Here is a 24,806-nt window from a genome sequence, read left to right as displayed (position 1 = left end):
GGGGGTGGGGGTGGTGGGTGGGGGTGTGCTGTATCTTGTTGTTGGTGGGGGGGGGGGGGGGGGGCGGGGCGGGGGGGGGGGGGGGGGGGGGGGGGGGGGGGGCGCGGCCCCCCCCCCCCCACGCCCGTGGTTCCGATCCGCCCGGGGCCCGATGGTCAGGAGCCGAGGCTCGGGTCCGAGTCGTCGTTGTCGTTGAACGAGTCGTCGCTGTTGAACGAGTCCTTGTTGTTGAACGAGTCCTCGGTGTTGAACGAGTCGTCCGTCGACTGGTCGTTGAAGGAGTCGTTCGTCGACTTGTCGTTGAACGAGTCGTTGGTCGACTGGTCGTTGAACGAGTCCTGCGTCGTCTTCGCGTCGCCGCCGGAGGCCAGCGACGAGTCCTCGACCTCGGAGTCGGTGACGGCCTGCTGGCTGCCCCCGCCGAAGTTGATGTTGATCGGGCCGACCTCGCCGCCGCTGCCGCCGCTCGCGTTGCCGCCGACCCCGGCGCCGCCGGAGGCGTTGCCGCCGACCGCGGTGCCGCCCGCGCCGCCCGCGCCGCCGTCGCCGCCAGCACCCTGGCCGAAGCCCGAGCCGCTGCCGCGGAGCCCGACGCCGACCCCGGCACCGACCCCGGCACCGACCGCACCGTCGCCGCCGCTTCCGCCGCCGGCCTGCGCGTCGCCGCCGATGCCGCCGGAGCCGCCGGTGCCGCTGGCGTTGCCGCCCGCGCCGCCCCTGGTGTCGATGTCGAACTGGGCGGCCTGGTTGTCGTCGCCGACGACCGCCTTGTCCACGTCGTCGCCGACGATGCCGAAGTTGTCGCCCAGCAGCACCTTCTCGGCGTCGCCGCCGGCCTGCACGCCGGAGTTGACGCCGGTGTTGGTGGCCCCGGTGATGTCGCGACCCGCGGTCACCGCGTTGTCGCCGGTGTTGCCGACCACGTCGCCGAACTCCGACTGACCCACGAACCCGCCGTCCCCGGTCGCCCCGAGCACGTCGCCCTCGCCGGTGCCGACCACGGCGCCGTCGCCCGCGGTGACCTTGTCGCCCTCGACGACCTCAACCGACGAGTCGTCGCCGGTCGCGGCGATCGCGTCGTCCCCCGCCGCCACCGAGCCGCCGGTCGCGGCGACCTGGTCCCCGTCGCCCTGCTGCGCCACGGCGCCGTCGCCGGTGGCCGCGTTGACATCGCCGGTGCCGGTGCCGGCGACGTTGCCGTCGCCCGTCTGGTTGACGTTCTCCGAGTCGATGTCGATGTCACCGAGGACGGTGCCGTCGACGTCGACGTCGGTGGAGTTGTCGATGTCGGTGGAGTTGTCGGTCGAGTTGTCGATGAAGTCGCGGGAGTTGTCGACGAAGTTCTGGGTGGTGAAGGTCTGCGTCACCTGGCTGACCTGCTGCACCGTCTGCGCGGCCGGCGCCGAGGCCGCCGCGCCGCCACCGCCGCCGCCACCGCCGTGGAAGCCACCGCCGCCACCACCGCCGCCGCTGTACGAACCTCCGCCGTAGGAACCGCCGCCGCTGTAGCCGCTCGCCGGTCCGTCGTGGCTGCCGTATGCGGCATCCGAGACGATCTGGTTGATGTCGACCGCGCCGAGCGTCTCGGCGTCGATGTCGTTGGCGGCGAAGGCACCGGCCGGGTCGGCGAGGAACTTCGCGGTCTCCGCGTCGCTGCTGAACACCTTGTTGAACAGCGCCTTGATGTTGTCGATGATGAGCGGGGTAACTTCGATTGCGGCCATGACTTCTCTCCTGTTTCTGGCCCGCCCCGGTGGTCGGACAAGTGCAAGCGTGCCGGTTGTGGCCCCTGCCCGGCATCGGGGCTATCCCCCTTCCGGGCACTGGGGGTTAGGGGGTTCGCCCCGGCGGGGTCAGGGCTCCGCCGGGAGGTGGCTGCGCAGCGCGGCGATCATCTCGGCCCGGTTGCCGGCGCCGAGCTTGGCCCGGATCCGGGCCACGTGGTGCTCCACCGTCTTCGGCGACAGGTAGAGCTGCGATCCGATCTCGCGGTGGGTGCGGCCCGCCAGCACCAGCCGGGCCACCTCCACCTCCCGGTCCGACAGGCCGCCCCGGCCCGCGTCCGGCGGCGCCTCGTCCGCCACCGGCTCGGCGCGGGACAGCTCCCGCGCCCGCTCCAGCAGCCGGCGCGCGGCCGCCGGATCGCCGGTGCGGATCGCGGCCTGCCCGAGCAGCCGGGACGACTCCCAGGGCAGATCGACAGCGACGAGGCCGGCGGCGTCGGCCAGCACGTCGTCCGGGCTCACCTCGCCGGCGAGCGCGGCGGCCCACCGGAGCGCGGCGCCGCACTGCGCCTGCTGCCGGGCGCCGGCGGGCTCGAGGCCGCCGAGCCGGTCCGCGGCCTCGGCCGCGGCCGGCTGATCCTCGCCGACGACGGCGATCTGCAGCCGGATCCAGCCGAGCGACACCGCCCAGGCGGCCGGGCCGCCGAGCCGGTCGACGACCGCGCCCAGGTCGTCGAGGATCGGCGTGATCCGCTGGTGCCGGCGCAGCCGGGCGGCGGCCACCAGCAGCTCCTCGACCATCTCCAGCTGGAACAGGTCGACCGCGCGCCGGGCGAGCACCGGCTCGGCCAGCTCCCACGCCGCGCGAAGCTGGGCGATGTCGCCGCGGCGGCGCGCGATGCCGGCGCTGAGGCAGGCGAACGCCAGGCGGTCGCGGCCCGGCAGCGGCGCGCCGGTCAGGCGCTGGAGCTCGGCGAGCGCGGTGTCGTACCGGCCGGCCCGCAGCCGCGCCCAGGCCAGCAGCAGCCGGTGCCGGTTCTGGGCGACGGGGCCGCCGGCACCGGCACGCAGCGCGCGCTCCAGCAGATGCTCGGCGGTCGGCGTGTCGCCGGCGGTCACCGCGACCAGCGCGCCGAGCGCGTGCGGCAGGTCGGGCAGCGTGACCGCCGGCGGGGCCTGTTCGTAGGCCTCGGCCGCCTCGATCAGCAGCGGCAGGGCGGCCGCGGGGCTGCCGATCGCCAGCGCCGCCTCGGCGAGGCGCCGCAACGGCAGCGGGGCCTGGCCGGCCGCCGCGGCGCGCGCCGCCTCCGGCCGGCCCGTGGCCATCAGCGCCGCGACGGCCAGGACCGGGCCGGGTGGGCCCGTCGCCAGCAGCGCCTCGGCCGCCCGGCCGGACCGGCCGTCGTGTGCCGCGGCGGCGCCGGCGACCACCGCGAGCCGGGCCGCGTCGGACTCCGACGCCGTCGCCACGTCCAGGTCGACGGGCAGGCCGAGCAGGGTGGCCGCCTCTGCCCGGCCGGCGGCGACGGTCGCGGGCTCGGCGCCGGCGTTGAGCGCCTCGTCGTACCAGGACACCGCCCGCTCGGGCGCGGCGAAGCGGAGCCGGTCGGCGGCGCGCCGGTAGACGTCGGCCGCCGCGGTGGTGCGCGCGCGGGCCGCGCGCAGCTGCTCCGCGGCGCGGACCGGGTCGGCGCCGGCGGACAGCAGGGCCGTCGCCACCGCGTCGTGCAGCCGGCGGCGCTCCGGCGGCGACAGGTCGGCGAGCACCGCGCGGGCGACCGCCGGGATCATCCGTTCCCCGTCGGGCGTCAGCAGGCCCTGGTCACGCAGCGCGCGGGTCGCGGTCGCCGCCCGCGCCGGCTCCAGCCGGGCCGCCGCGCAGACCACGTCGTCGTCGAGGTCCAGCCCGAGCGCCAGGATCATGGCCAGCTCCGCCGTGTCGCGGCCGGGCCCGGCGAGCCGGCGTTGCAGCCGGGCGACCAGCGCGGGCGGCGTGTCGTCCGGTGCGGCGGCCACCGCCTCGGCCACGGCGGCCAGGCCGGCCGAGGCGGCCTGCACGGCGGCCAGGTGCTCCGGCGTCGCCGGCCGGCCGATCGCGGCGGCGACCAGCGCGGAGAGCGCGCCGGGGTCGAGCGGGCCGAGGTGTTCGACCTTTCCGGTAGCGGCGACCGCTTCGTCCAGTTCGGCCAGATCCGGGTTGTCGATCGTGGGGCGGCGGGCGATCGCCATCGGCGTGCCGGAACGGGCGGCGGCGGCCAGCACCCGCAGCGCGTCCGGCGGCAGGCGGTGTGCGTCGTCGACGACGATCAACGCGTCGTCCCCGCGGGCGCGGGCCAGCAGCGCCTCCAGGTCCCCGACCGTCGTGAAGATCACGGTGACGACCGGGCGGCAGGCGGCCACGGCGATCTCGCCGAGCCTGCGGGTCCGCCCGGAGCCGTCGACCCCAACCACGACAGTCACCCGTGACTTCCCCTCTCGCCGGCACCGATCTGGCAGCTTACGGCTGGTGGCGGCCGAGGTCGCGCCACTGAGACGAGCGTCTACCGTCCGCCGGGCTCGCGGCAGGAAGCTGTCGGAAAGCCGAAAGGGACACAGACCGTTCGGCCGAGCGATAGCAGACCGCCCGGTGCCTTGCTCCGGGTGCCCGCGCTCCGCGAGGCTTGTTCCCGGGTGGCATGCTCAGTGCGTCTGCCAGGAGGAACAACGGTCGGTGCGCGGGAAGCGACACAGCGCCAGCGGAGGAACGGCATGAGCCTGATCGACCGTACGCGGGCGGTGCTCGGCGAGGCCGTCGAGGTGTACCGCGGCACGCCGTACGAGCGGCGGCTCGCCGCCGTGCGCCACCGGCTCGACGAGCCGCTCCGGGTCGCCGTCGCCGGCCGGATCAAGGCCGGCAAGTCGACCCTGCTCAACGCCCTGGTCGGCGAGCGGCTGGCGCCGACCGACGCGGGCGAGTGCACCCGCATCGTCACCTGGTACCAGGACGGGCACACCTACCAGGTGACGGCCCAGCCCTATCAGGGTCCGCCGCGCCAGCTCCGGTTCAGCCGCGAGGACGGCGCCATCGAGGTGGACCTGGGCGACCTCAAGGTGGACGAAGTGGCGCAGCTGCAGGTCAGCTGGCCGTCGCAGGCGTTGCGGACCGTGACGCTGATCGACACCCCGGGTATCGGGTCACTGTCCGAAAAGACCTCGCTGCGCTCCTGGGACCTGCTCGTGCCCGATGACGAGGAGACGCCCGCCGACGCCGTCATCTACCTGATGCGGCACCTGCACAACAACGACGTCGAGTTCCTGCGGGCCTTCCACGACGTCGAGGTGTCCCGGCCCAACCCGGTCAACGCCATCGGCGTCCTGTCCCGGGCCGACGAGATCGCGGTCGGCCGGCTCGACGCGATGGCCTCGGCGCGCCGCATCGCCGGCAAGCTGAGCACCACCGGGAGCGTACGGCGGCTGGTGCAGTCCGTCGTGCCCGTCGCGGGTCTGCTCGCCGAGACCGCGACGACGCTCACCGAGGTGGAATTCGCCCGGTTGCGCCGGATCTCGGAGCTGCCCGTCGCAGCGGCCGAGCAGCTGCTGCTCTCCGCCGACCGGTTCGTGCAGAGCATGCCGGAGCTGGGCATGACCTCGATCGAGCGGGAGGAGCTGCTGGGCCGCTTCGGCCTGTTCGGGCTGCGGCTGTCCGCGGCCCTGCTGCGGCACGGCACCTGCGGCACCGCGACGGAGCTGGCCCGGGAGCTGACCGAGCGCAGCGGCCTCGGGCAGCTCCGGGAGGTGCTCGGCTCGCTGTTCTTCGAGCGCCGGGACGTGCTCAAGTCCCGGTCCGCGCTGCTCGCCCTGGCCGAGGTCACCCGCGTCAGCCCCCGGCCGGGCAGCGAGAAGATCGCCGGCGCGGTGGAGGAGATCATCGCCTCGGCGCACCCGTTCAACGAGCTGCGGGTGCTCTCCGGCCTGCGCTCCGGGTGGGTGACCGGAAAGCCCGATGTGGTCGCCGAGCTGGAACAGCTCATCGGCGGCGCCGGCGCCGGCGTGCACCAGCGGCTGCGGCTGCCGGCGGACGCCTCCGGCGCCGAGGTCGACGCGGCGGCGGACGCGGCGCTCGCCCGCTGGCAGCGCCGGGCCGAGAACCCCATGACCTCCGCGGAGATGGCGGTCGCCGCCCGGGTGGCCGTCCGATCCTGCGAGGGCATGATCACAGAGCGGCGGCGGCTTCGATGAGCGCGGTGTCAGTACCGTGTCATCTGCGACGGTCCCGCCACCGTCTGCGCGACGACCTCCTGAGCCTCGTATCGATGATCATAATCGGAGCATCCATCCATGTACGCGCTTGGAATTGACCTCGGAACCACGTTCACGGCGGCGGCGATCTGGCGCGACGGCCGGGCGGAGACCGTCTCGCTCGGCGACCGCAGCGCGGCGATCCCGTCGGTGGTGCTGCTGCGCCAGGACGAGACGTTCCTCACCGGGGACGCGGCGCACCGCCGGGGATTCTCCGAGCCGCAGCGGGTGGCCCGCGAGTTCAAGCGGCGGCTGGGCGACACCACCCCGTTCCTGCTCGGCGGCGTGCCGCAGTCCGCCGAGGCGCTGATGTCGCGGCTGCTCCGCTGGGTGGTCGACGAGGTGACCCGCCGTGAGGGCGGCGCGCCCGCCGCGATCTGCATCACGCACCCCGCGAACTGGGGTCCGTACAAGATGGATCTCATGCGCCAGGCCGCCCGGATGGCCGACCTCGACCTGCCGGTGACCTACACCACCGAGCCCGAGGCGGCGGCGGTCAACTACACCCAGCAGCAGCGCGTGGAGCAGGGCTCCGTCGTGGCCGTCTACGACCTGGGCGGCGGCACCTTCGACGCCGCGGTGCTGCGCAAGACCGCGACCGGGTTCGAGGTCATGGGGCAGCCGGAGGGCATCGAGCGGCTGGGCGGCACCGACTTCGACGCCGCCGTCTTCAACCACGTCCGCGCGGCCCTCGACGGCAAGCTGGAGGCGCTCGACGAGGACGACACCGCGGCGATCAACGCCGTTGCCCGGCTGCGGGACGAGTGCGTGCAGGCCAAGGAGGCGCTCTCCTCGGACACCGACACGACCATCCCGGTGCTGCTGCCGGAGGTGTCCACGGAGGTCCGGCTCACCCGGGCCGAGTTCGAGGCGATGGTCCGGCCGGCGCTGCACGGGTCCGTCGAGGCGCTGCAGCGCGCCCTGCGGTCGGCCGACTGCACGCCGGAGCAGGTGCGCTCGGTGCTGCTGGTCGGCGGCTCGTCCCGGATGCCGATCGTCGCCCAGCTGGTCGGCTCGGAGCTGGGCCGCCCGGTGGTCGTCGACGCGCACCCCAAGCACTCGGTCGCGCTCGGCGCGGCCTGGCTGGCCGGCGCCGCGCTGGCCAAGCCCGCGGGCGCCGCGCCGGTGTCGGCACCGCCCCGCCAGCAGGCGGCACCCGCGACCCCGGCCACCCGGCCGCCCCGGCGGACGGTCCCGCCCGCGCAGCCCGCGGCGTCCGGGACACCGGCCGCCAGGCCCGCGGCCGTACCGGGCATCTACCGCGCGGAGCCCGCGGCCCCGGCGCCGGTCCCGGCGCCGCGCGTCCACCCGGCGCCTCCGCCGGCCGTGGCCGCGACCGTGGTCGACGGCCCCGGCCTGCCGTCGGCCGCACCTCGCCGGTCCGGCACACCCCCGCGGGCCAGGACGTTCGTATCGGCCGCGGCCGCGGTGAGCCCGGCCGCGCCGATGGCACCGGCGCCCGAGCGGCCGGCCCGGCGGCGCCGGGGCGCCCTGATCGCGACCGGCGCCGCGATGGTCGTGCTGCTCGCCGCCGGCGTCGCGGGCTGGGCGCTGACCCGGGCCGACGACAAGGGCGACGACAAGAACAACCGCGCCGCGACGGGCAACGACACCGCGACGGGCAACGACACCCCCGAGGTCCCGGCCGACGAGCAGTGCACCGACGAGATCAAGAGCAACTCCCGCTGGGTCTGCCTTACCTCGGCGACGGTCGCCGACGGCAAGCTCACCGTCGAGTACGACGCGGAGTTCGACGGCGCCCGGCCGTCCAGCTCCGGCGGATGGCACCTGCACATCTGGGGCGGCGACGGCACCAACCCGCCGGACCGGATCATGGGCGAGCAGGCGCCCGAGGACGAGCAGGGCACCTGGTACGTCGACGACGAGCAGCCCTCGGTGATCGGCACGGACGAGCCGGCCTTCCTCAAGGCCATCGGCAACGCGCCGAAGGTGTGCGCCCGGGTCGCGAACTCCCAGCACGGCCTCGTGCCCGACGCCGACGGCACCTACAAGACGGGTAACTGCGTACCGATCAAGTGGTAGTGCAGGTCAGCGTCGGCGGCGTGTTCGTTGCGGTCCACGAGCCGAGGAAGCCGAAGGTGGTACTCGCCGCCGGTGCGAGGGTGCCGTTGTAGCTCTCGTTGCGGGCCGTCACCGTCGCGCCGCTGGTGGACAGCACCGCGTTCCAGCCCTGGCTGACGCGCTGGCCGTTGGCGAACGTCAGGGTGGCGGTCCAGCCGTTGACGCGCGTCGCGCCGGCGGTCACCCGCACCTCGCCCTGGAAGCCGCCCGCCCACTGGCCCACCTGGGTGTAGGTCGCGGTGCAGCCGCCGGTCGCCGGCGGCGGCGTGGTGGGCGGCGGCGTGGTCGGCGGCGTCGTCGGCGGCGTGGTGGTGGTACCGCCCCAGGCCGACGCGCCGTCGAGCCAGGCCGCGCGCCGGGTCATCCAGGTGCGCATCACCTGGACCTGGCCGGCCCAGGTCGCGGCGGTGTCGGTGACGAACGGCCCGATCATCCGGGTGGTCAGGTTCGGCCACCGCTGGAAGTTGCGCTGGGCCGCGGCGGTCAGCGGCGCGCTCAGCGCGTCGATGCGGGCGCCGAGCGCCGAGTCGGAGAGCAGGCCCCGGCGCAGCGCCTGCCAGCGGGTCCTGAGGTCCTGCTGGAGCGCGGGATCGGTCAGCAGGATCTGGAACCAGTCGTTGGCCTGGGGCGTCCGGGTCTGCTGGTGCTGCCAGCCGGCCGTCTGCTCGTTGCCGAAGAAGCCGCCGGTGCCGAACGTCAGGTCGTAGTCCCACAGCGGACCGGCGACGATCGGGCCCTCCCGGTCCTTGTAGAAGTAGGTGCTGCGCAGGTACGAGTCCATCTCGCGGCTGAACTCGTTGAGGATGATCAGGTCGACCCAGGAGCCGGTGTCGATCCAGCTCCGGTAGCCGGTCTGCGGGTCGGCGAAACGGGAGCTGTGCAACAGGTCGTGGAACTGTTGCAGGTACTGCGTCAGCCAGGACTTCTGCTGGACGTTCAGCGGCGACGGGTCCTCGACCTCCAGGTAGTTCCAACAGGTCGACGCCGCGCCCGTACAGGTGAGGGTCGGTTCTTCCGCCGCAAGCCACTCGAACTTGAAGATGTAGCCGCCGGTGATCTTGGGAAGGGTGGTGTCGGCCTCCTTGAGCTGCTTGAGGTCGAGCCGCTCCTTGCTGTTCTTGATCGTCTCGACGAGCATGTAGACGCCCTGGTAGTCGGCGGCGGCCACCGGCGCGGAGTCGACGTTGAGGTAGAGCTCGACGAAGCGGTAACGCGGCGCGACCATGCCCATCTCCCGGCCGAGGTCGTAGACCAGCGCCTCGCGGATCAGCGACTTGTCGCTGAACGGCCCGCGCAGCACCCAGTCCGAGTCGGCCGGCATGCCCAGCACGGGAAGGTCGGCGTCGTCGTCGGTGCTGTCGCGCAGCTCCAGCCGGTACGGCGCCTTGTCGAACGTGGCCGACGACTGGCCGCGCAGATGGATGCCGGCCCGGGTGGCGACGGCCGGGGTCGCCGAGAGCGAGGTGCTGCCGGCGGCGGCGTCGAAGACCATGGCGGCGGCGTCGACGAAGTCGCGCCCCGGCTTGCCCCGGCCGTAGTCGTCGATGAGCAGCAGCGGCAGGTTGTGCTGTGCGTCGAACGAGCGGGCGACGTACAGCCCGGTGCCGCCGGCGCCGGTCGCCACCCCGTTCACGTAGGCCTGCGCGCGCAGCTGGGTGGTCGCGGTCAGGTTCAGGGCCCGGCCGGGGTAGAGCGTCGAGGTGGGTGCCGGCGGCCGCCCGTCCGTGGTGTACCGGAGCTCGGCGCCGGCGATCGCGGTGCTCATCGCCACCGAGACGGAGCCCTGGAACGTTCCGCTGGGCACGGAGAACGTGATGTCGTCGGCGGCCGCCGCGGCCGGCACCGTACGCAGAAGCGTGGCGACGACGCAGAGGGCGACGAGCGCGGCGAGGACGATCCTGATGCGCCTACCCATGATGCAGTTCCTCTCTCACAGCGGTGAAGTGCCGCCGGAGCACCCGGCGCCAGGGCGCCGCCGGCAGGTCCGCGCGGAAGGCGGCCAGCCCGGTGGCGTACTTGGAGATGGCGACGGGCCGGTGGCCCCGGCGCCACAGCCGGCGATCGGCGGTCGATGCGGCGGCGCCGGTCTTGGTCTCCACGATCGCCGTGGAGGGCAGCCGCAGTTCCCGGCCGCCGGCGATCCACCGCAGGTCGGTGTCGACGGTGACCCGGCTGTCGGTGTCCGGCAGCAGCAGCGTGAAGCGCAGGTAGGCGGTGCGCAGCACGGGCGCGAGCTCGGCCCGGCCGCCGGCGGCCAGGCCGTGGCGCCCGAAGACCTCGTCGACGAAGGCGCGCCCGCCGTCGACGGCGTCGCGCTGCCCGAGTTCGTGCGGCGCCCGGTACTTGACCGTGCTGCCGCGCGGGCCCGGCACCTTCACCTCCAGCCAGCAGGAGCCGGAGTCGACGTACGTCCGGGTCCGGATCTTGAAGCGCCGGCGGTGCCGGTACGCGGTCCGCAGGTAGCTGCTCAGGTCGGGGGTGTCGAAGTAGAGCGATTCGTAGGTGAAGTGCCGGATCCCGTCGATGTCGAGCGCCGCGGCGTGCGGCGCCAGCCGCCGCAGCAGCCAGCCCGCCTCCGCGACCGGCACGATGTACTTGCGGTCGACCCGGCTCTGCAGGGCCGCCCTCGCCTCCAGCTCGGCCAGGCCGATGCGGGGCAGCGTGGCCAGGTCCGGGAAGACCGGGCCGGCGCTCATCGGTGCGCCGCGTACGCGGCCGGGCTGACCGGCGCGACCGGCCGGCGCGACGGTCCGGCGTACCGGACGTCGACCACGGTCGAGTCGTTGATCAGGTCGATGCGCAGCAGCCGGGCGGAGTGCACGTGCGCGCCGAGCAGCTCCTCGAGGCGGCGGACCAGCTCGTCCTGGTGGGCGACGGCGGAGTCGAGCACGATGATCTGCTGCCGGTACCGGGCGAGCAGCCGCTGGTTGTCGACGATCGCCATGACCACGAGGATCAGGCCCATCAGGGCGAGGTTGCGCCAGATCGACGCGGTGTCGAGCGCGCCGAGCAGGCCGAGGGCGAGCGCGGAGAAGAAGTAGGCCACCTCGTGCTGGTCCAGCTCGGTGGAGCGCAGCCGGATGATGGACAGCACGCCGAACAGCGCCAGCCCCAGGCCGAGGCCGGTGCCGGTGTTGCTGGTGCGCAGCGCGTCGGCGACGGCCAGCACCCCGATGTTGACGCTGAAGTAGGCCACCACCAGGTCCCGGCGCCGGTGCCGCGGGAAGTACAGCCCGAACACGAGCACGGTGACGGCGACCACCTCGGCCCCGAGCAACGCGAATTCGGACATACTTCCGTCCCTTCGAGCGACTGAACCTGGCCGGAACTTTCGGTGAACAACCGGTATCTGATTCGCAGATTAAGGCGACCATTCGACACATGTCAATGCGTTCCCACGCCTTCAGAGGCGAGAATGGACTTACCAAACCAATGGTTGGTACCGAAACTTTCAGAGTGACGCGAATCATGATCCAGATTTGGCCGACCGGCCCTGCCGGAGCCGCTACCAGGGCCGTAGCGTGCCGCTGTGACTCAGCCAGCCGCCCCTCCGGTCGTCCCCGCCACCGCCACGCGGCCCGCGGCGGTGACCGTGGCGTTCGCGCTCCAGCTCGCCCTCGTCGGGACGCTGCTGCTGCTCGTCGGCGTGGCGGTCGCCGATGCCGTGCACTACGACGGGTTGATCGACCGGGCCGTCCGGGCCGCCGGGCCGGACACCCTGGAAGCGGGCTTCGAGCGCGCGGCGAATCTGTCCGGTGCGCTGTTCGCCGCGGTGCCGGCGCTGGTGATAGCGGTGTGGCTCGGCATCGCGGCGATCTGGCTGCGGCGGGGCAGCGGCGTCGCGCGGATCCTCACCCTGGTCGGGCTGGGCGGCCCGGTGCTGCTGGGCGCGCTGACGTGCGTCTTCGGCGGCCTGGTCGGGCTGCTTTTCGTCGGGCTCGTGTCGGCGGCGCCGGGCGAGGTGTTCCCCGACGAGGAGGGCTTCGCCGACGAGGAGGGCTTCGCCGACGAAACCGGGTGGGAGGAGTCGCCCTTCTACGACAAGCTGGAGCAGCTCGACACCGAGGGCTGGTCGGTCGCGTACGACGTACTTTCGGCGACCACCGCAACGGTGGCGCTCCTGCTCGGGATCGCGATCGGCGTCCTGCTGCTGACCGGCACCGCGAACCGGTTCTTCTCCCCGCAGCGGCCGGCGCCCCAGCCGTACCGATACCCTGCGCCGCTCGTCTGCCCGTACCCGCCGGCACACGGATACCCGTACTGGCACGCGGCACCCCAGCCGCGCCCGGAGCAGCCGCCACCGGCTAGCTGACCGGCCGGCGTCCGGCGCGTCGTCGCATCGGTGCCGGCGGGACGCCCAGCTCCCGCATTCGCGTCGTGTAGATGCGATAGCGCCGGGCGGCCTCGCCGTGCCGGCCGCTGCCGGTCAGCACGTCGACCATCCGCAGGGCGCCGTCCTCGTCGTACGGGTCCTGATCGAGCAGCCGCCGCCAGGCCTGCACGGCCGCGTCGGTGTCGCCCGCCTCCGCGCAGGCGGCGCCCAGCGCCCGCATCGCGGCCAGGTAACCGGTGCGCGCCTCGTCGCGCAGCGCCCGCACCGCCTCCAGGTCCGGCTCGTCGTCCAGCACGGCGCCGGCGTACGCGGCGTCCGCCGCCTCGAGCAGCGCCCGGGCCTCGTCGGTGCGCCCGGCGGCCAGCGCGGCGGTCCCGGCGGCGGCGAGCTGCAGGAAGACGTCGACGTCCACGGTGAGCGTGTGCGGGTCGTACGCGACGCCGGCCGGGCCGGTGACGACGTAGTGGTCCGGCGGGACGGAACGGGTGGGATCCAGGACCGTGCGCAGGATCGACAGGGTGATCGACAGGCGGTTGGCGACCGCGTTCTCGCCCGGCCACAGCGCCTCGCCGATGGCCTCCCGGCTGATCGGGCGGCCGCGCCGGGCGACCAGGAGCTTGAGCAGGTCGCGCGCCTTGCGGCTCTGCCAGGTCGCCGCGGTCACCGACTCGCCGCCGTGCAGGACCGCGAACGAGCCCAGCATCCGCACGGTCACCGGGCTCTGCTGCGGCCACAGCGACGGCGCCAGCGAGCGGGTGCCGGTGGCCGATTCGACGCCGAGCGCGAGCAGCGTGCGCTCGGCGATGATGCGCGCCGCCGCCGGTGACCGGCCCGCGCCGCGGCGCGCCCGCGTCAGCGCGACCCGGGCCACCGCGACCGGATCGCCGATGTCCGTCCCGACCCGGGCCGCGTCGGCCAGCAGCGGGTCCGCCGCGGCGCCCGGGTGGGTCATCGCCGCGAGTTCGAGGCCGTCGGCCAGGGCCGCGGGATTCCGGCCGGTCCGGGCCAGGCCGATCGCCCGCTCGGCGTGCTCCCGGGCGGCCGCCGGGTCCGATTCCAGCACCGCCCATCCCATGGCGACCCGCGCCGCCGGCTCGGTCAGGCCCGTCGACGCGGCGAGCGCCCGGGCCGCCGTCGGCACCGCGCCGGCGTCACCCGTCGCGGCCAGCACCCGGGCCAGTCCACACAGGGCCGGCACCAGCGCCTGGGTGATTCCGGTGCCCTCGGCGACGAGCACGGCCTCCTCGTACGCCGCGCGCGCCTGCGGCAGGTCGCCGCAGAGCTCGTAGCTCTCGCCGAGGCCGGTCAGGGGGTACGCGACGCTGCCCGCGCCGGCGCGCTGCAGGGTGGTGCGTGCGGCCCGGAACCCGTCCCGGGCCGCGCGCGGCCGGCCGCCGCGCAGCAGCAGGTCGGCCCGGTTGTGCTGGGCCAGGCCGACCATGGCCGGGTGCGGCTCGGCGCCGCCGCGGGTCAGGCCGAGCGCCTCGTCGAGCTCGGCGAGCGCGCCGGCGAGGTCGCCCTCCTCCAGCCGCTGCGAGGCGCGGTTGGCCCGGATCCGCAGCTGCTGCGTCCGGTCACCGGCGGCCACGGCGGCGGCCAGCGCCAGCGCGTAGTGCCGGTCGTTGCCCCGGCGGTCGCCCTCCGCCGCGGCCAGCAGCGCGAGGACCGTGTGGACGGCCGCCAGCGCCCGCGGGTCGCTGCCGGGTGGCGCAAGGGACAGGGCGCGGTCCGCCGCCGCGCGGCAGGCGGGCACCTCGCCGCGGGCCCAGGCGACGCTGGCCGCCCAGGCCGCGAGCAGCGCACGGTCGGCGACGTCGTCGGCCGGGTCCGGCGGGTGCGCCACCCGCTCGCGGACACTCTCTGCGGCCTCGAGCCGCCCCTGCAGGTAGAGCACCATGATCGTCGGCCACGCCGTACGGGCGGACAGCGCGCCGGTGCCGCCGGCGGTGCGATCGGCGTGCTCGGCGGCCTGTTCCCATTCGCCCGCGTCGGCATGGCGCAGCACGGCCGTCGGGCACGTCTCGGACACACCCACCACCGTCTCTGTAACCCCGCCCCAGCTCGATGATCTTACCGCTCCGACGCCAACGCGAGCAGTGACGATGATCGCTGTTCCGCTCGGGCCGTCGGGAGGTGCGGTCGACGCGTACTCTGCCGGTGGCGGCTCGAAGGGGAGGCGAAAAGTGCGGATGGCCGGGGTCATCGTGCAGAGCTGTGACGACCCGCCCAGCGTCCGGGAACTGGCGCCGGGCCAGGCGGCGACGTTCGGCCGCGGCTCACCGCAGTCCCCGGTGGACATAGTCCTGCCGGACGCGGCGATCTCGCGGGTGGCGGGCAGCGTGCTCGCCGTCGAGGACCACTGGCTGGTGAGCAACCTGAGCTCGCGCCGCACCTATGTCATCGAGAACCCGGAGGGCGGCGGCGAGTTCATCAAGGTGGCGCCGCGCCGCCTGGAGATGCCGGTCCCGTTCGAGTTCTCCCGGGTCGTGCTCCCCGGCTCCGACCGCCCGGCCGCCTTCTACGTCTTCGCACCCCAGCACGCCTACGCCGACGTCTCGCTGACCCCCGACGGCTCGGCCGACGCCACCCGCACCTCGTTTCCGCTGGACGAGACCGCTAAGTACTTCCTCATCCTGCTCGCGCTCTGCGAGCCGCGGCTGCGCAACTCCTCCAGCCCGGTCATACCCACCGCGCCGGAGATCCTGGACCGGCTCGCCGGCCTGCCGGGCGCGGCCGGCCTGACCCGGGCCGCGATCAACTTCCACATCGGCTACCTCGCCCGCGAGAAGCTGCGGGTGAAGACGCCGGACGACGCCGAGAACACCAAGTGCGACTGGCAGCGCAGCGCGCTGGTCTCGCTCGCGCTCCAGTTCGATCTCGTACGCGAGGAGCACCTCGCGCTGCTCACCGGCTAACGGCTACGAGGCCGAGGGGAATGGCGTGCCCGCCGCGGCGGGGCGGTAGCGGCTCAGGAACGTGCGCAGGCGCTCGATGTAGCGCGTCAGCTTGGGCCGGTCCTTCGGCACCCCGCCGGCGAGCCGCACCACGTCCGTCGACGTCCGGTACGCGGCGGCCAGGTTCTCCTCCGGGCTGCCCGGCACCTCCTCCAGCGCGGAGGTCATCGAGCACAGGTACCTGCCCACCGCCGGGATGGACATCTCGGGCGGGAACGGCGGGGTGGGCACCTTGTCCCGCTGACCGGCCGGCATGTAGAACTTGAGCACGCCCGGGGTCCAGCGCGCGATGCCGTACTCGTCCGCCGCCGGGTCGGACAGATCGGGGTCGAAGTCGCTCTCGGCCTTGAGCATGGCCGCCACCAGCCACGGCGTCACGGCGTGGTTCTCCGGACACGTCGTTCCCGCCCGGACGATGAGCGCGTAGTAGGCCGGCGGAATGTCGGCGTCCGTTCGGAAATGGCGCTCGTATCCGGTCGGCGGGGCCGAGGCCGCGGCGCCGGCCGGCTTCCCGGTCAGCGGGAGCTGCCAGGCCGCCGCGACGGCGACGCCGGTTACGGCGAGGAGTCCCGCGGCGACGGCGATGCCGCGGCGGAAGGCGGACACACGCCGGACCCCACGCTCGGCCGCGACGATCTCACCCGCCCGCCGGTGTATCCGCGCGGCGTCGTGCCGCTTGCGGGTGGCGTGATCGGGCGCCAGGCAGTCGATGATGAAGCGCCGCCACGGCTCGGTGAGCACGTCCGGCAGGTTGAGCGCCGCCTGGCCGGACGCGTATGCGGCGGCCGCGGCGGCGCGCGCCCGCGACGTGACGCCCGGGAACGGCAGCCGGCCGGTGAGCAGCTGGCACGCCGTGACGCCGAGCGCCCACAGGTCGGCGGTCTGGCGCACGGGCGTGCCGCGCCGTCGCACCGGCTCGGCCCACCGCTCCGGCGGCATGTAGTCGGACGTGCCGCCGGGCGGCAGGTACGCGTGTGTGCCGTCGACGTGCGCCGCCAGCCCGAAGTCGGCCAGCCGCACCGAGCCGTCCGGCATGAGCAGGATGTTGCCCGGCTTCAGGTCGCCGTGCACCCAGCCCGCCCGGTGCAGGTGCGCGAGCGCGGCGCACACCTCGGCGATGATCCGTGGCGCGTCCGCCAGCCCGGCGCCCTTCGCCTCCTCCAGCGCCGTCGCCGCGGACCCGGCCGCCAGCTCCAGCGCCAGGACCGTCCCGCCGTCGAGCGCCGGGTTGGCCGGATCGTCGATGACCATCACGTCCAGCACCCGGATCAGGCCGGGATGGGCGACGTGGCGGGAGACGGCGACCTCCCGGCTGGTCATGTCCGCGAGGTGGCTGAGCTGGCGCGAGGTCAGCGTGCCGGTCGCGATGAACTTGAGCGCGGCCTGCTGCCGCGCCGCGCCCGGATCGGCGTCCACCCGCGCGGCGGAGTAGACGCTGCTCCAGCTGCCGCTGGCCAAGGGTTGCTCCACACGCCAACCGCCGACGCGGTAACCCGTCGGCACACGCACGGTGCAGGCACCCTGCTCCATGGCTTCCCCCGTGAGTCCGGCAACGCCAAGACATTATTCACAGGCATCACTGTCTCGCGCTACGGCGAAGTTCGGTTCCATCGACGACCCCCTGGAACCTTGCAGGTTCCCCGGAGGGGTCGCCTCCAGGATGCTTCGCGATCGACGGACATCCATCTCAGCACCCCCGGAGGACTCCCATGCCAGGCAGACACCTACTCGCCCGCGTCGCGGTCGCGCTCGGCGCGGTCCTCGCCGGCGCCGCGGTCGCCGCACCCGCCCAGGCCGCCGCGCCCAACTTCAAGGCGCCGTTCCCGTGCGGCCAGCGGTGGACCTACTCGCACCACAGCCAGGAGGTGCGACAGGCGCTGGACTTCATCCGCAACGACGGCGGTGGGACCGCGGGCACTCCGGTGCTGGCCTCGGCGGCCGGCACGGCCACCCGCCACTCGCAGCCCGACGGCGCCGGCAACTACATCGACATCAATCACGGCGGCGGCTGGCACACGTACTACTTCCACCTGAGCGCGTACTCCGTCGCGAGCGGCGCGTCCGTCGGGCAGGGGCAGCAGATCGGCACCACCGGCAGCACCGGGAACTCCACCGGCGCGCACATCCATTACGAGCAGCTCTACAACGGCGTCGGCCAGCCCATCGTGATCGAGGGCGCGTCGCTGGCGCCGTACCCCGGCACCTACGGCTCCAGGTCGCTCACCAGCACCAACGGATGCGGTGGCCCGGTCCCGCTCAAGTACTGGGTGGACACCTTCGCCAACGCGCCGGTCTTCGCCTCGGCGACCGGCACCACGCAGACCGGCACCCTGTACCAGGGCACCAACTACGTCTTCTGCAAGACCTGGGGACGCCAGATCGGCAGCGGCGCCACCTACAACCACTGGTGGCTCAGGACCGACCCCGACAGCGGACCGGCCGACCAGTACGTCTCCGCCTATTACCTCACCCGGTGGGGCAACGACGAGGCCAAGGACAACAACGGCGTCGTCATACCCAACTGCTGAGATGCGTGCCTCAATCGGAAGGCGGCTGGCGGGACTGTTCGCCGTCGCGTGCACGCTGGTCACCACGGCCGCCGCCGGCCCGGCCCGCGGCGCGGAGTCCGCCGCCGCACCCGCCTCGATCGCCGTGCCCGCCGGGGTCACGGCCGGCGTCGCGGTCTTCGACCGGCAGGCGGCGGCCTTCACCGAGCAGCTCAACGTCGATCTGCGGTTCCGGTCCGCGTCCATCGTCAAGCTGCTCATCGCGCTGGACTACCTCTGGCTGCGCGGGCCGGACTACGCCGTTCCGGCCGCCGACCGCACCCGCCTCGACGCGATGCTGCGCGGCAGCGACGACGACGCCGCCTCGTACTACTGGGCCAGGAACGGCTACGAGCAGGTGATCAACAGGATGGTTCCGCGCCTCGGGCTGCGCGACACGGCGCCGCCGCCGGCCGCGCAGCGCGGGTACTGGGGATACACCGCCATCACCGCGGGCGACGTGGTGCGCGTCTACCGGTACCTGCTGGACTCGGCCCCGCCCGCGGTGCGGCAGCTCATCATGGACGACCTGCGGCAGAGCACCCGGTGCGCGGCCGACTCGTACGACCAGAACTTCGGCATTCCCAGCGTGTTCGCCCGCCCGAGGGCGGTCAAGCAGGGCTGGTCCGGCTTCGGCGACGCGCCCATGACCTGCACCGGCGGGTCGGCGCCGGCGGCACGTGCCGCCGCGGCCGGCGTCGACCTGGTACGGGAGGCGCTGCACACCACGGGCACCGTCGGACCGGACGACCGCGACATCGTGGTCGTGCTGACCCTGCACCCGGACGGCACGCCGTTCGCCAAGGCGTACAACGCCCTGACCGGCATCACCCGGTCGCTCAACGTGCCCGGCGGCGCGCGGCTACCGGGTACGGCGTTCGGCACGTGGGGCTCGGGCGTGCGGGTGCGGTCCGCGCCGAACACCGGCGCCGCGCCGCTCGGCGTCGTACCGGCCGGCACCGATGTCCTGGTCTCCTGCCAGAAGCTGGGCGAGGAGGTCGTGGTCAGCCCGTACCGCAACCCGTGGTGGGCCTACCTGCCGCAGTTCGGCGGCTACCTGACCAACATCTATGTCAGTTCCCCGGACAACCGGCTGCCGAACGTCCCGGACTGCTGAACAACCCCCTATTTCTTGGAGGTACCCCCATGCCCTGGCAACCCCTCTCCCGTTCCCTGCGCGTGGTCGCGTTCGGCGCCGCCGTCGCCGCCGTGCTGCTGACCGCGGCCGCCCCCTCGCACGCGGCGGCGCCGGGCCCCGGCCCGGCCGGGCCGCCGGTACCGCTGTCGATGGTCGCGTCCATCGCGTACGCCCAGTGCGTCTCCGGCGGCGCCACCAGCGCGGACACCACGGTCGCCAACCAGCTCCGCGGCCGGATGAACGGCCGGCGACTGGGCGCGTCGCTCAGCGCGTACCACGTCTCCTGCGCCCGGGTCATCACCGCGACGGCGGCCGGCCGCGGCCTCGACAAGCGCGCCGCGGTCATCGCCATCACGACCGCGATCACCGAGTCGTCCCTGCACAACTACACCGAGGCCGTCGACCACGACAGCCTCGGCCTGTTCCAGCAGCGCCCCTCCCAGGGCTGGGGAACCCCGGCCCAGCTCGTCGACCCGATCTACGCGACGAACGCGTTCCTCAACGCGATGCTGCGCAAGTATCCGAACAACGCCTGGATGAGCGGCGACATCGGGAGGATCTGCCAGGCGGTGCAGGTCTCCGCCCTCCCGGACGCGTACGGCTACGAGGTGCACGACGCCCAGCTGCTGGCCAACGCGCTCTGGTCCGGCGGCGGCGGTTCGGGCGGCAGCCGGTACTGGGTGGACACGTTCGCCAACGCACCGGTCTTCGCCTCGGCGACCAGCACCGCACAGACCGGCACCCTGAACCAGGGCACCAACTACGTCTTCTGCAAGACCTGGGGACGCCAGATCGGCAGCGGCACCAGCTACAACCACTGGTGGCTCAAGACCGACCCCGACACCGGACCGGCCAACCAGTACGTCTCCGCCTACTACCTGAGCCGTTGGGGCAACGACGAGGCCAGGGACAACAGCGGCGTCGTCATCCCCGACTGCGCCGGCGGGACGCGGCCCAAGTACTGGGTGGACACGTTCGCCAACGCACCGGTCTTCGCCTCGGCGACCAGCACCGCACAGACCGGCACCCTGAACCAGGGCACCAACTACGTCTTCTGCAAGACCTGGGGACGCCAGATCGGCAGCGGCACCAGCTACAACCACTGGTGGCTCAAGACCGACCCGGACAGCGGACCGGCGGAGCAGTTCGTCTCCGCCTACTACCTCAGCCGGTGGGGCAACGACGAGGCCAGGGACAACAACGGCACCGTGATACCCACCTGCTGACCGACGGGGGCGGCCCCGGCCGGCGATCGCCGGCCGGGGCTGGTGCGGGACGGCCCGAAGCGGGAACCCTGTCAGGGGTGACGATGCGAGCGGTTCTCACCGACCTGTCCATTCCGCGGTACCTGCTCACCGCGGCGGCCCAGCACCTGCCCCGCGGCATCGGCAGGGGTACGGGATGGGGGTTGTCGGGCATGATCTCGCTGCGCGACGACCTGCCGACGCCGGACCTGCCGCAGGCGCCCGGCTGGGTGCTGCTGCGTCCCGAGCTATCCGGGATCTGCGGCAGCGACACCGCCGTGGCCCAGGCCAGGTCGTCGCGCGTCCTCAGCGCCTTCTACGCCGCGCGCCGGCAGATCTTCGGACACGAGATCGTCGCGGTCGTGGACCGGATCGGCCCGGGTACCACGTCGGTGTCGCCGGGTGACCGGGTGGCGATCGATCCGGTGCTCTCCTGCGCGCACCGCGGCTTCGCGCCCTGCCGCTCCTGCCGCGAGGGCTTTCCGTACGTCTGCGAGCGCTTCGACCTGCCCGGGGCGTCGAGGTGCCGCTCGTCCACGCTGGGATTCGACGCGGCGCTGGGCGGCGGCTGGGGCCAGTACGTCGTCGCGCACCAGTCGCAGCTGCACCGGCTGGGCGCGCTGCCGTCCCACCGCGCGGTCCTCTCCGAGCCCGCCTCCATCGCCCTGCACGCGGCGCTGCACTGGGAGCGGCGCGGCGACCGGGCGGTGGTGACCGGGCCCGGAACCATCGGCCTGCTGCTGATCGCCGCCCTGCGCCGGCTGCACCCCGACCTCGACATCACCGCCGTCGGACCGGGCGCGTTCAGCCAGGACCGGGGCGTGCGGGCGGGCGCCGACCGGGCACTCGAGCCCGGGCCGCGGGTCGTCGAGTCGCTCGCTCTGCTGCAGGGCGGCCGGGTGATCCGGCCGCGGCTGACCAGGACGCCCATTCTCGAGCAGGGCGTCGACGTCGTCTTCGACTGCGTCGCCCTGCCCGCCTCGCTCGACCTCGGGCTGCACCTGCTCCGGCCGACCGGCATGCTCGTGCTGGTCGGCGGCGCCGGCCGGCAGTCTGTCGACTGGTCGTTGGTCTGGAACCGACAGCTCACCGTCCAGGGCACCGTCAACTCCGGCCCCGAGCCCCGGCTGGACGGGCGGACCACCATGTCGCAGGTGGTGGAGTGGCTCACCGATCCGTCCTACGCCGTCGACGACGTGCTGACGCACACGTTCGGCCTCGACGACTGGCGTGCCGCGCTGCGTACCGCGTCGGCCGGGCCGCGGGCGGGCGCCGTCAAGGTCGCCCTGCGCCCCAACCCGGACATCGCCCTGGTGCCGTGAGAATGCTGAGGGGCGGCGCCGGTACCCCGGCGCCGCCCCGATGACCGACGGACGATGGCTACTCGGCTCGGCCGCCGCAGCCGTACGCGCAGGCGCTGAACTGGGCGAAGTGCGGGCGGCTGACGCCGCCGAAGGCGGTGAACTCGCCGCCCAGCGCGATCTTGCTGAGCGCCGGGTTGGCGTCCATCGTGAGCACGCCCCACTTGCCGTTGCTGCGCGGGTTCCAGGCGAGCAGCTTGCCGGTCGCCCCGTCCAGCGCGGCCACCTTCGGCTGGCTGCGCAGCTTCTTGCCCGGGCACCAGGTGGTCGCGCTCGCCGACGGCGTCGGGCAGACCTCGGTGAAGTGCCCGCCGGCGTAGATGGCGCCGCCCAGGTTGGTGATCGCCTGGATGTCGCCGTCCGTGACGGTGCTCCAGATGAACCCGCCGTCGGCCTTGTACGCGGCCACCCGGCCGCCGACGCCGCCGAGCCCCGCGTACACCTTGCCCGCGACGAGCGTGATTCCGAAGACCTCGTACGGAGTCGCCGGGCGGAACGTGGTGTCCACCGTCCCGTCGGCCGTCTTCAGCGCGCCGAACCGGGCCGTGCCGGCGCCGTTGAGCTTCTTGAACTTGCCGCCGACGTACAGCCGGGAGCCGGCCACGGTCAGGGCCCTGACCTGGGCGTCGGCGGTGCCGGGGAACGCGGTGTCGACCGCGCCGCCGGGCAGCCGGAACGCCGCCAGGTTCTTCACCGCCTTGCCGTCGACCTTGGTGATCGTGCCGCCCAGGTACAGCCGCCCGCCGCCGGCGGCCAGGGTGGAGCCCTCGCCGTCCACGGTGTGCTTGAGCGGGCCGACGGCGCCGGTCTTCAGGTCGATGCCGGCCAGGCCCGCGCGGGCCTGGCCGCCGACGTTCTTGAACTTGCCGGTGACGTAGAGCTGCGTTCCCGCGGCGGTCATCCCGAACACGGTGCCGTCGATGGCGGGCGCCCACGGCAGCAGCTTGCCCGTGCGGGCGTCCAGCGCGGCAAGCCGCTTGCGCAGCACCGGCTTGCCGTCCACGAGCGCGTTGCGGAAGCTGCCGCCCACGTACATCGTGTTGCCGACGTAGGTGCTGGTGTACACCAGGCCGTCGAAGCCGACCGAGGCGACGGGCGCGGCGGACACCATCTGAATGGCCTTGGCGTCCGCGACCGCCGCGACGGGCGCGCCCAGCACGGCGAGCGAGGCGGCGAGTAACAGTCCCAGGTGGCGCCGGCGCGGCAGGGCGCGGCGGATAATCGGAGCAAAGAGCATGAATACGACGTTAAGTTTAATAAGTCAACAGAGTCTCTGAATATGGGACGTACACCCTAAAGTGCGGGTAACCGCCACCCGGTCGCACCGGTATGGTGCACCGATGAATCGCACCGCGCTCGTCACCGGGGCCTCGTCCGGCATCGGCCTGGCGACGGCCGTCGCGCTCGCCGCGCGCGGCTACCGCGTCCTGGGCACCAGCCGCGACCCGCGGTCCCTGCCCGCCGAGCGCCGCGCCGACGGCGTGGAGTATCTCGCACTCGACCTGGCCTCCGAGGAGTCGATCGAGGCCCTGGCCGACCGGCTCGCGGGCGTCGACATCCTGGTCAACAACGCGGGCGAGAGCCAGTCCGGCCCGTTCGAGGAGCTGCCCGGCGACGCGCTGCGCCGGCTGTTCCAGGTCAACGTCCTCGGCCCGGTCCGGCTGAGCCAGCTCGCCCTGCCCGGCATGCGGGAACGCGGCTACGGGCGGGTGGTCATGGTCGGCTCGATGCTCGCGTCGTTCCCGCTCTCCTACCGCTCCTCCTATGTCGCGACGAAGGCGGCCCTGAAGGGCTTCAGCAACGGCGCGCGCCACGAGCTCTCGCCGTTCGGGGTCTGGCTCACCACGGTCGAGCCCGGCTCGATCAACACCGGCATCAGCGAGCGGCGCACCCGGTACATCGGCCCGGACTCCCCGCACCGGCGTGACTTCGAGACGATGCTGGCCGCCCTCGACCGCAACGAACGCGCCGGCGTGGCACCGGAGCGCGTCGCCGGGGTGATCGTCAAGGCCATCGAGGCCGCCCGGCCCCGGCCCCGGTACGCCGTCGGCAGCAACGCCCCACTCGCCTTCGCCCTGCGCCGCGTGCTGCCGGCGGCCCTGACCGAGAAGGCCGTGCACCGCCGGCACGACCTGAGCCGCTGACTATTCGTCGGGCGTGAGCCGGAAGATCCGGATCTGCCGGCCCTCGGCGCGCCGGGCGTACGCGGCGTAGCCCGGCCAGATCCGCCGCAGCAGCTCCCAGAGCCGCTCCCGCTCGGCGCCCTCGGCCAGGGTGGCGTGCACGCCGAACTCGCGATCGGCGAGGGTCACCCGGGCGGCCGGCTGGGCGAGCAGGTTCGCCGACCACGCGGGGTGGTGCGCCTGGCCCCAGTTCGAGCCGATCACGATGTACGCGTCGCCGTCGGTGGCGTAGAGCAGCGGCTGGGTCCGGGGCAGGCCCGACTTCCGGCCGGTCGTGGTCAGCAGCAGCGACGGCAGCTGGTGCCGGCCGATCACCGACCAGCGCCCGTTGGTCAGCCGGTACAGGCGGCGGTCCAGCGGGGTCACCAGGCGGCCGAGGGCGGCGAACCACCGCTGGTTGCCGAGGCGCCGCAGGAGCTCGGTGTAGTGCGACATCAGACCAGTATCCCGATCACCCGCGGGGGCTCAGACCGGCCCGCCACCGAATCCGATCTCGTTGCCGTCCGGATCGCGGAACGTCGCCTTGCGTACGCCGTTGTCGTAGGTCTCCAGCCGCTCCGGCTCCAGGCCCCGCCCGGCGATGTCCGAGAGGCGGGCCTCGAAGTCGCCGACGAAGAGCGTGTGCATCGCGTGCCCGGCGTGCGCGGGCCGCACCTCGATGAACACGTACCGGTTGCCGGCCAGCTCCCACACCGCCTCGGTGTCGTTGGGCAGGAACGACGGCGGGGCGCCGAGGAGCCGCTCGTACCAGGCGACCGCGGTGGCGTAGTCGCGCACCGGGATGCCCGCGAACAGATCTATGGTCATGAGGCCATGCTAGGAGCGGCGGGGGGGCCCCCCGGCCCCCCCCCCCCCGGCCCCCCCCCCCCCCCCCCGGGCCCCGGGCCCCCCCCCCACCCGGGCCGAGCGGTGCGGGGCAGATTATAGCGGCGACCCCCCCCCCGTCGACCCCCCCCAGGGAGG

Annotated in this window: 18 protein-coding genes and 1 pseudogene; 9 read left to right on the top strand and 10 right to left on the bottom strand. The window is 73.8% G+C overall.

Going from position 1 to position 24,806, the window contains the following annotated elements:
• Nucleotides 1-155 precede the first annotated feature (155 nt).
• A complete protein-coding gene (locus tag ACIBSW_RS28255) occupies nucleotides 156-1,724 on the bottom strand; it encodes a hypothetical protein (RefSeq protein ID WP_354730553.1) in 1,569 nt (522 codons plus the stop codon).
• Between the two features lie 129 nt (nucleotides 1,725-1,853).
• Nucleotides 1,854-4,184 (bottom strand): LuxR C-terminal-related transcriptional regulator, encoded by a 2,331-nt coding sequence (locus ACIBSW_RS28250; RefSeq protein ID WP_354730555.1) that lies wholly within the window; start codon nucleotides 4,182-4,184, stop codon nucleotides 1,854-1,856.
• A 288-nt stretch (nucleotides 4,185-4,472) separates the two neighbouring features.
• On the opposite strand from ACIBSW_RS28250, the gene ACIBSW_RS28245 reads away from it, so the two are divergent.
• Nucleotides 4,473-5,942, top strand: coding sequence for a dynamin family protein (locus ACIBSW_RS28245; protein WP_404799487.1), 1,470 nt, complete (start codon nucleotides 4,473-4,475; stop codon nucleotides 5,940-5,942).
• A 99-nt stretch (nucleotides 5,943-6,041) separates the two neighbouring features.
• Entirely contained in the window at nucleotides 6,042-8,045 is a 2,004-nt protein-coding gene (locus ACIBSW_RS28240) for an Hsp70 family protein (protein WP_404799486.1), read from the top strand.
• Here ACIBSW_RS28240 and ACIBSW_RS28235 read toward each other — a convergent pair.
• Genes ACIBSW_RS28235 through ACIBSW_RS28225 form a run of 3 tightly spaced genes read right to left on the bottom strand, consistent with a single transcriptional unit; the run spans nucleotide 8,035 to nucleotide 11,376 of the window.
• A complete protein-coding gene (locus ACIBSW_RS28235; protein WP_354729921.1) occupies nucleotides 8,035-9,999 on the bottom strand; it encodes a CotH kinase family protein in 1,965 nt (654 codons plus the stop codon). The two genes, ACIBSW_RS28240 and ACIBSW_RS28235, sit on opposite strands and share 11 nt — an antisense overlap.
• Nucleotides 9,992-10,780, bottom strand: coding sequence for a polyphosphate polymerase domain-containing protein (locus tag ACIBSW_RS28230; protein ID WP_354729919.1), 789 nt, complete (start codon nucleotides 10,778-10,780; stop codon nucleotides 9,992-9,994). Before ACIBSW_RS28230 ends, ACIBSW_RS28235 begins: the two co-directional genes overlap by 8 nt.
• The gene (locus tag ACIBSW_RS28225) at nucleotides 10,777-11,376 is read right to left on the bottom strand and encodes a DUF4956 domain-containing protein (RefSeq protein WP_354729917.1); all 600 of its coding nucleotides are present in this window, start codon (nucleotides 11,374-11,376) and stop codon (nucleotides 10,777-10,779) included. Before ACIBSW_RS28225 ends, ACIBSW_RS28230 begins: the two co-directional genes overlap by 4 nt.
• Before the next feature lie 237 nt (nucleotides 11,377-11,613).
• Here ACIBSW_RS28225 and ACIBSW_RS28220 point away from each other — a divergent pair, with 237 nt between their 5' ends.
• Complete coding sequence (locus ACIBSW_RS28220; RefSeq protein ID WP_354729915.1) at nucleotides 11,614-12,396, top strand: hypothetical protein; 783 nt, start codon at nucleotides 11,614-11,616, stop codon at nucleotides 12,394-12,396.
• Here the strand turns inward: ACIBSW_RS28220 and ACIBSW_RS28215 are convergent.
• Nucleotides 12,389-14,446 (bottom strand): BTAD domain-containing putative transcriptional regulator, encoded by a 2,058-nt coding sequence (locus tag ACIBSW_RS28215; RefSeq protein ID WP_354729913.1) that lies wholly within the window; start codon nucleotides 14,444-14,446, stop codon nucleotides 12,389-12,391. The two genes, ACIBSW_RS28220 and ACIBSW_RS28215, sit on opposite strands and share 8 nt — an antisense overlap.
• A gap of 154 nt (nucleotides 14,447-14,600) precedes the next feature.
• On the opposite strand from ACIBSW_RS28215, the gene ACIBSW_RS28210 reads away from it, so the two are divergent.
• Nucleotides 14,601-15,332 carry an FHA domain-containing protein gene (locus ACIBSW_RS28210; RefSeq protein ID WP_354729911.1) on the top strand — a complete coding sequence of 244 codons (732 nt, stop codon included), beginning with the start codon at nucleotides 14,601-14,603 and terminating at the stop codon, nucleotides 15,330-15,332.
• A 3-nt stretch (nucleotides 15,333-15,335) separates the two neighbouring features.
• Here the strand turns inward: ACIBSW_RS28210 and ACIBSW_RS28205 are convergent, their stop codons facing one another.
• Nucleotides 15,336-16,841, bottom strand: a complete 1,506-nt coding sequence (locus ACIBSW_RS28205; RefSeq protein WP_354729909.1) for a serine/threonine-protein kinase — start codon at nucleotides 16,839-16,841, stop codon at nucleotides 15,336-15,338.
• Nucleotides 16,842-17,080: 239 nt separating this feature from the next.
• Between ACIBSW_RS28205 and ACIBSW_RS28200 the strand changes: the two are divergent.
• The 4 genes and pseudogenes from ACIBSW_RS28200 to ACIBSW_RS28185 form a co-directional block, all read left to right on the top strand.
• Nucleotides 17,081-17,614: pseudogene (locus ACIBSW_RS28200) on the top strand (M23 family metallopeptidase); the annotation flags it as partial.
• Nucleotides 17,615-17,900: 286 nt separating this feature from the next.
• Nucleotides 17,901-19,034 carry an SH3 domain-containing protein gene (locus ACIBSW_RS28195; protein ID WP_354729907.1) on the top strand — a complete coding sequence of 378 codons (1,134 nt, stop codon included), beginning with the start codon at nucleotides 17,901-17,903 and terminating at the stop codon, nucleotides 19,032-19,034.
• Between the two features lie 29 nt (nucleotides 19,035-19,063).
• The gene (locus tag ACIBSW_RS28190; protein ID WP_404799485.1) at nucleotides 19,064-20,281 is read left to right on the top strand and encodes a hypothetical protein; all 1,218 of its coding nucleotides are present in this window, start codon (nucleotides 19,064-19,066) and stop codon (nucleotides 20,279-20,281) included.
• An 83-nt stretch (nucleotides 20,282-20,364) separates the two neighbouring features.
• A complete protein-coding gene (locus ACIBSW_RS28185; protein WP_354730833.1) occupies nucleotides 20,365-21,621 on the top strand; it encodes a zinc-binding dehydrogenase in 1,257 nt (418 codons plus the stop codon).
• Nucleotides 21,622-21,679: 58 nt separating this feature from the next.
• On the opposite strand, the gene ACIBSW_RS28180 is transcribed toward ACIBSW_RS28185, so the two are convergent.
• Complete coding sequence (locus ACIBSW_RS28180; RefSeq protein ID WP_354730762.1) at nucleotides 21,680-22,897, bottom strand: hypothetical protein; 1,218 nt, start codon at nucleotides 22,895-22,897, stop codon at nucleotides 21,680-21,682.
• Between the two features lie 103 nt (nucleotides 22,898-23,000).
• On the opposite strand from ACIBSW_RS28180, the gene ACIBSW_RS28175 reads away from it, so the two are divergent.
• Nucleotides 23,001-23,804, top strand: coding sequence for an SDR family oxidoreductase (locus ACIBSW_RS28175; RefSeq protein WP_354730760.1), 804 nt, complete (start codon nucleotides 23,001-23,003; stop codon nucleotides 23,802-23,804).
• Here the strand turns inward: ACIBSW_RS28175 and ACIBSW_RS28170 are convergent, their stop codons facing one another.
• Nucleotides 23,805-24,278 carry a nitroreductase/quinone reductase family protein gene (locus ACIBSW_RS28170; protein ID WP_354730758.1) on the bottom strand — a complete coding sequence of 158 codons (474 nt, stop codon included), beginning with the start codon at nucleotides 24,276-24,278 and terminating at the stop codon, nucleotides 23,805-23,807. It lies immediately after the preceding gene.
• Nucleotides 24,279-24,308: 30 nt separating this feature from the next.
• Nucleotides 24,309-24,650 carry a VOC family protein gene (locus ACIBSW_RS28165; protein ID WP_354730756.1) on the bottom strand — a complete coding sequence of 114 codons (342 nt, stop codon included), beginning with the start codon at nucleotides 24,648-24,650 and terminating at the stop codon, nucleotides 24,309-24,311.
• Nucleotides 24,651-24,806 lie beyond the last annotated feature (156 nt).

Source organism: Actinoplanes sp. NPDC049668 (genome assembly GCF_044465445.1).
In the GTDB taxonomy this organism is placed as follows: domain Bacteria; phylum Actinomycetota; class Actinomycetes; order Mycobacteriales; family Micromonosporaceae; genus Actinoplanes.
The sequence above is the reverse complement of the archived record's forward strand: the minus strand, read 5'-3'. Positions and strand labels throughout refer to the sequence as shown.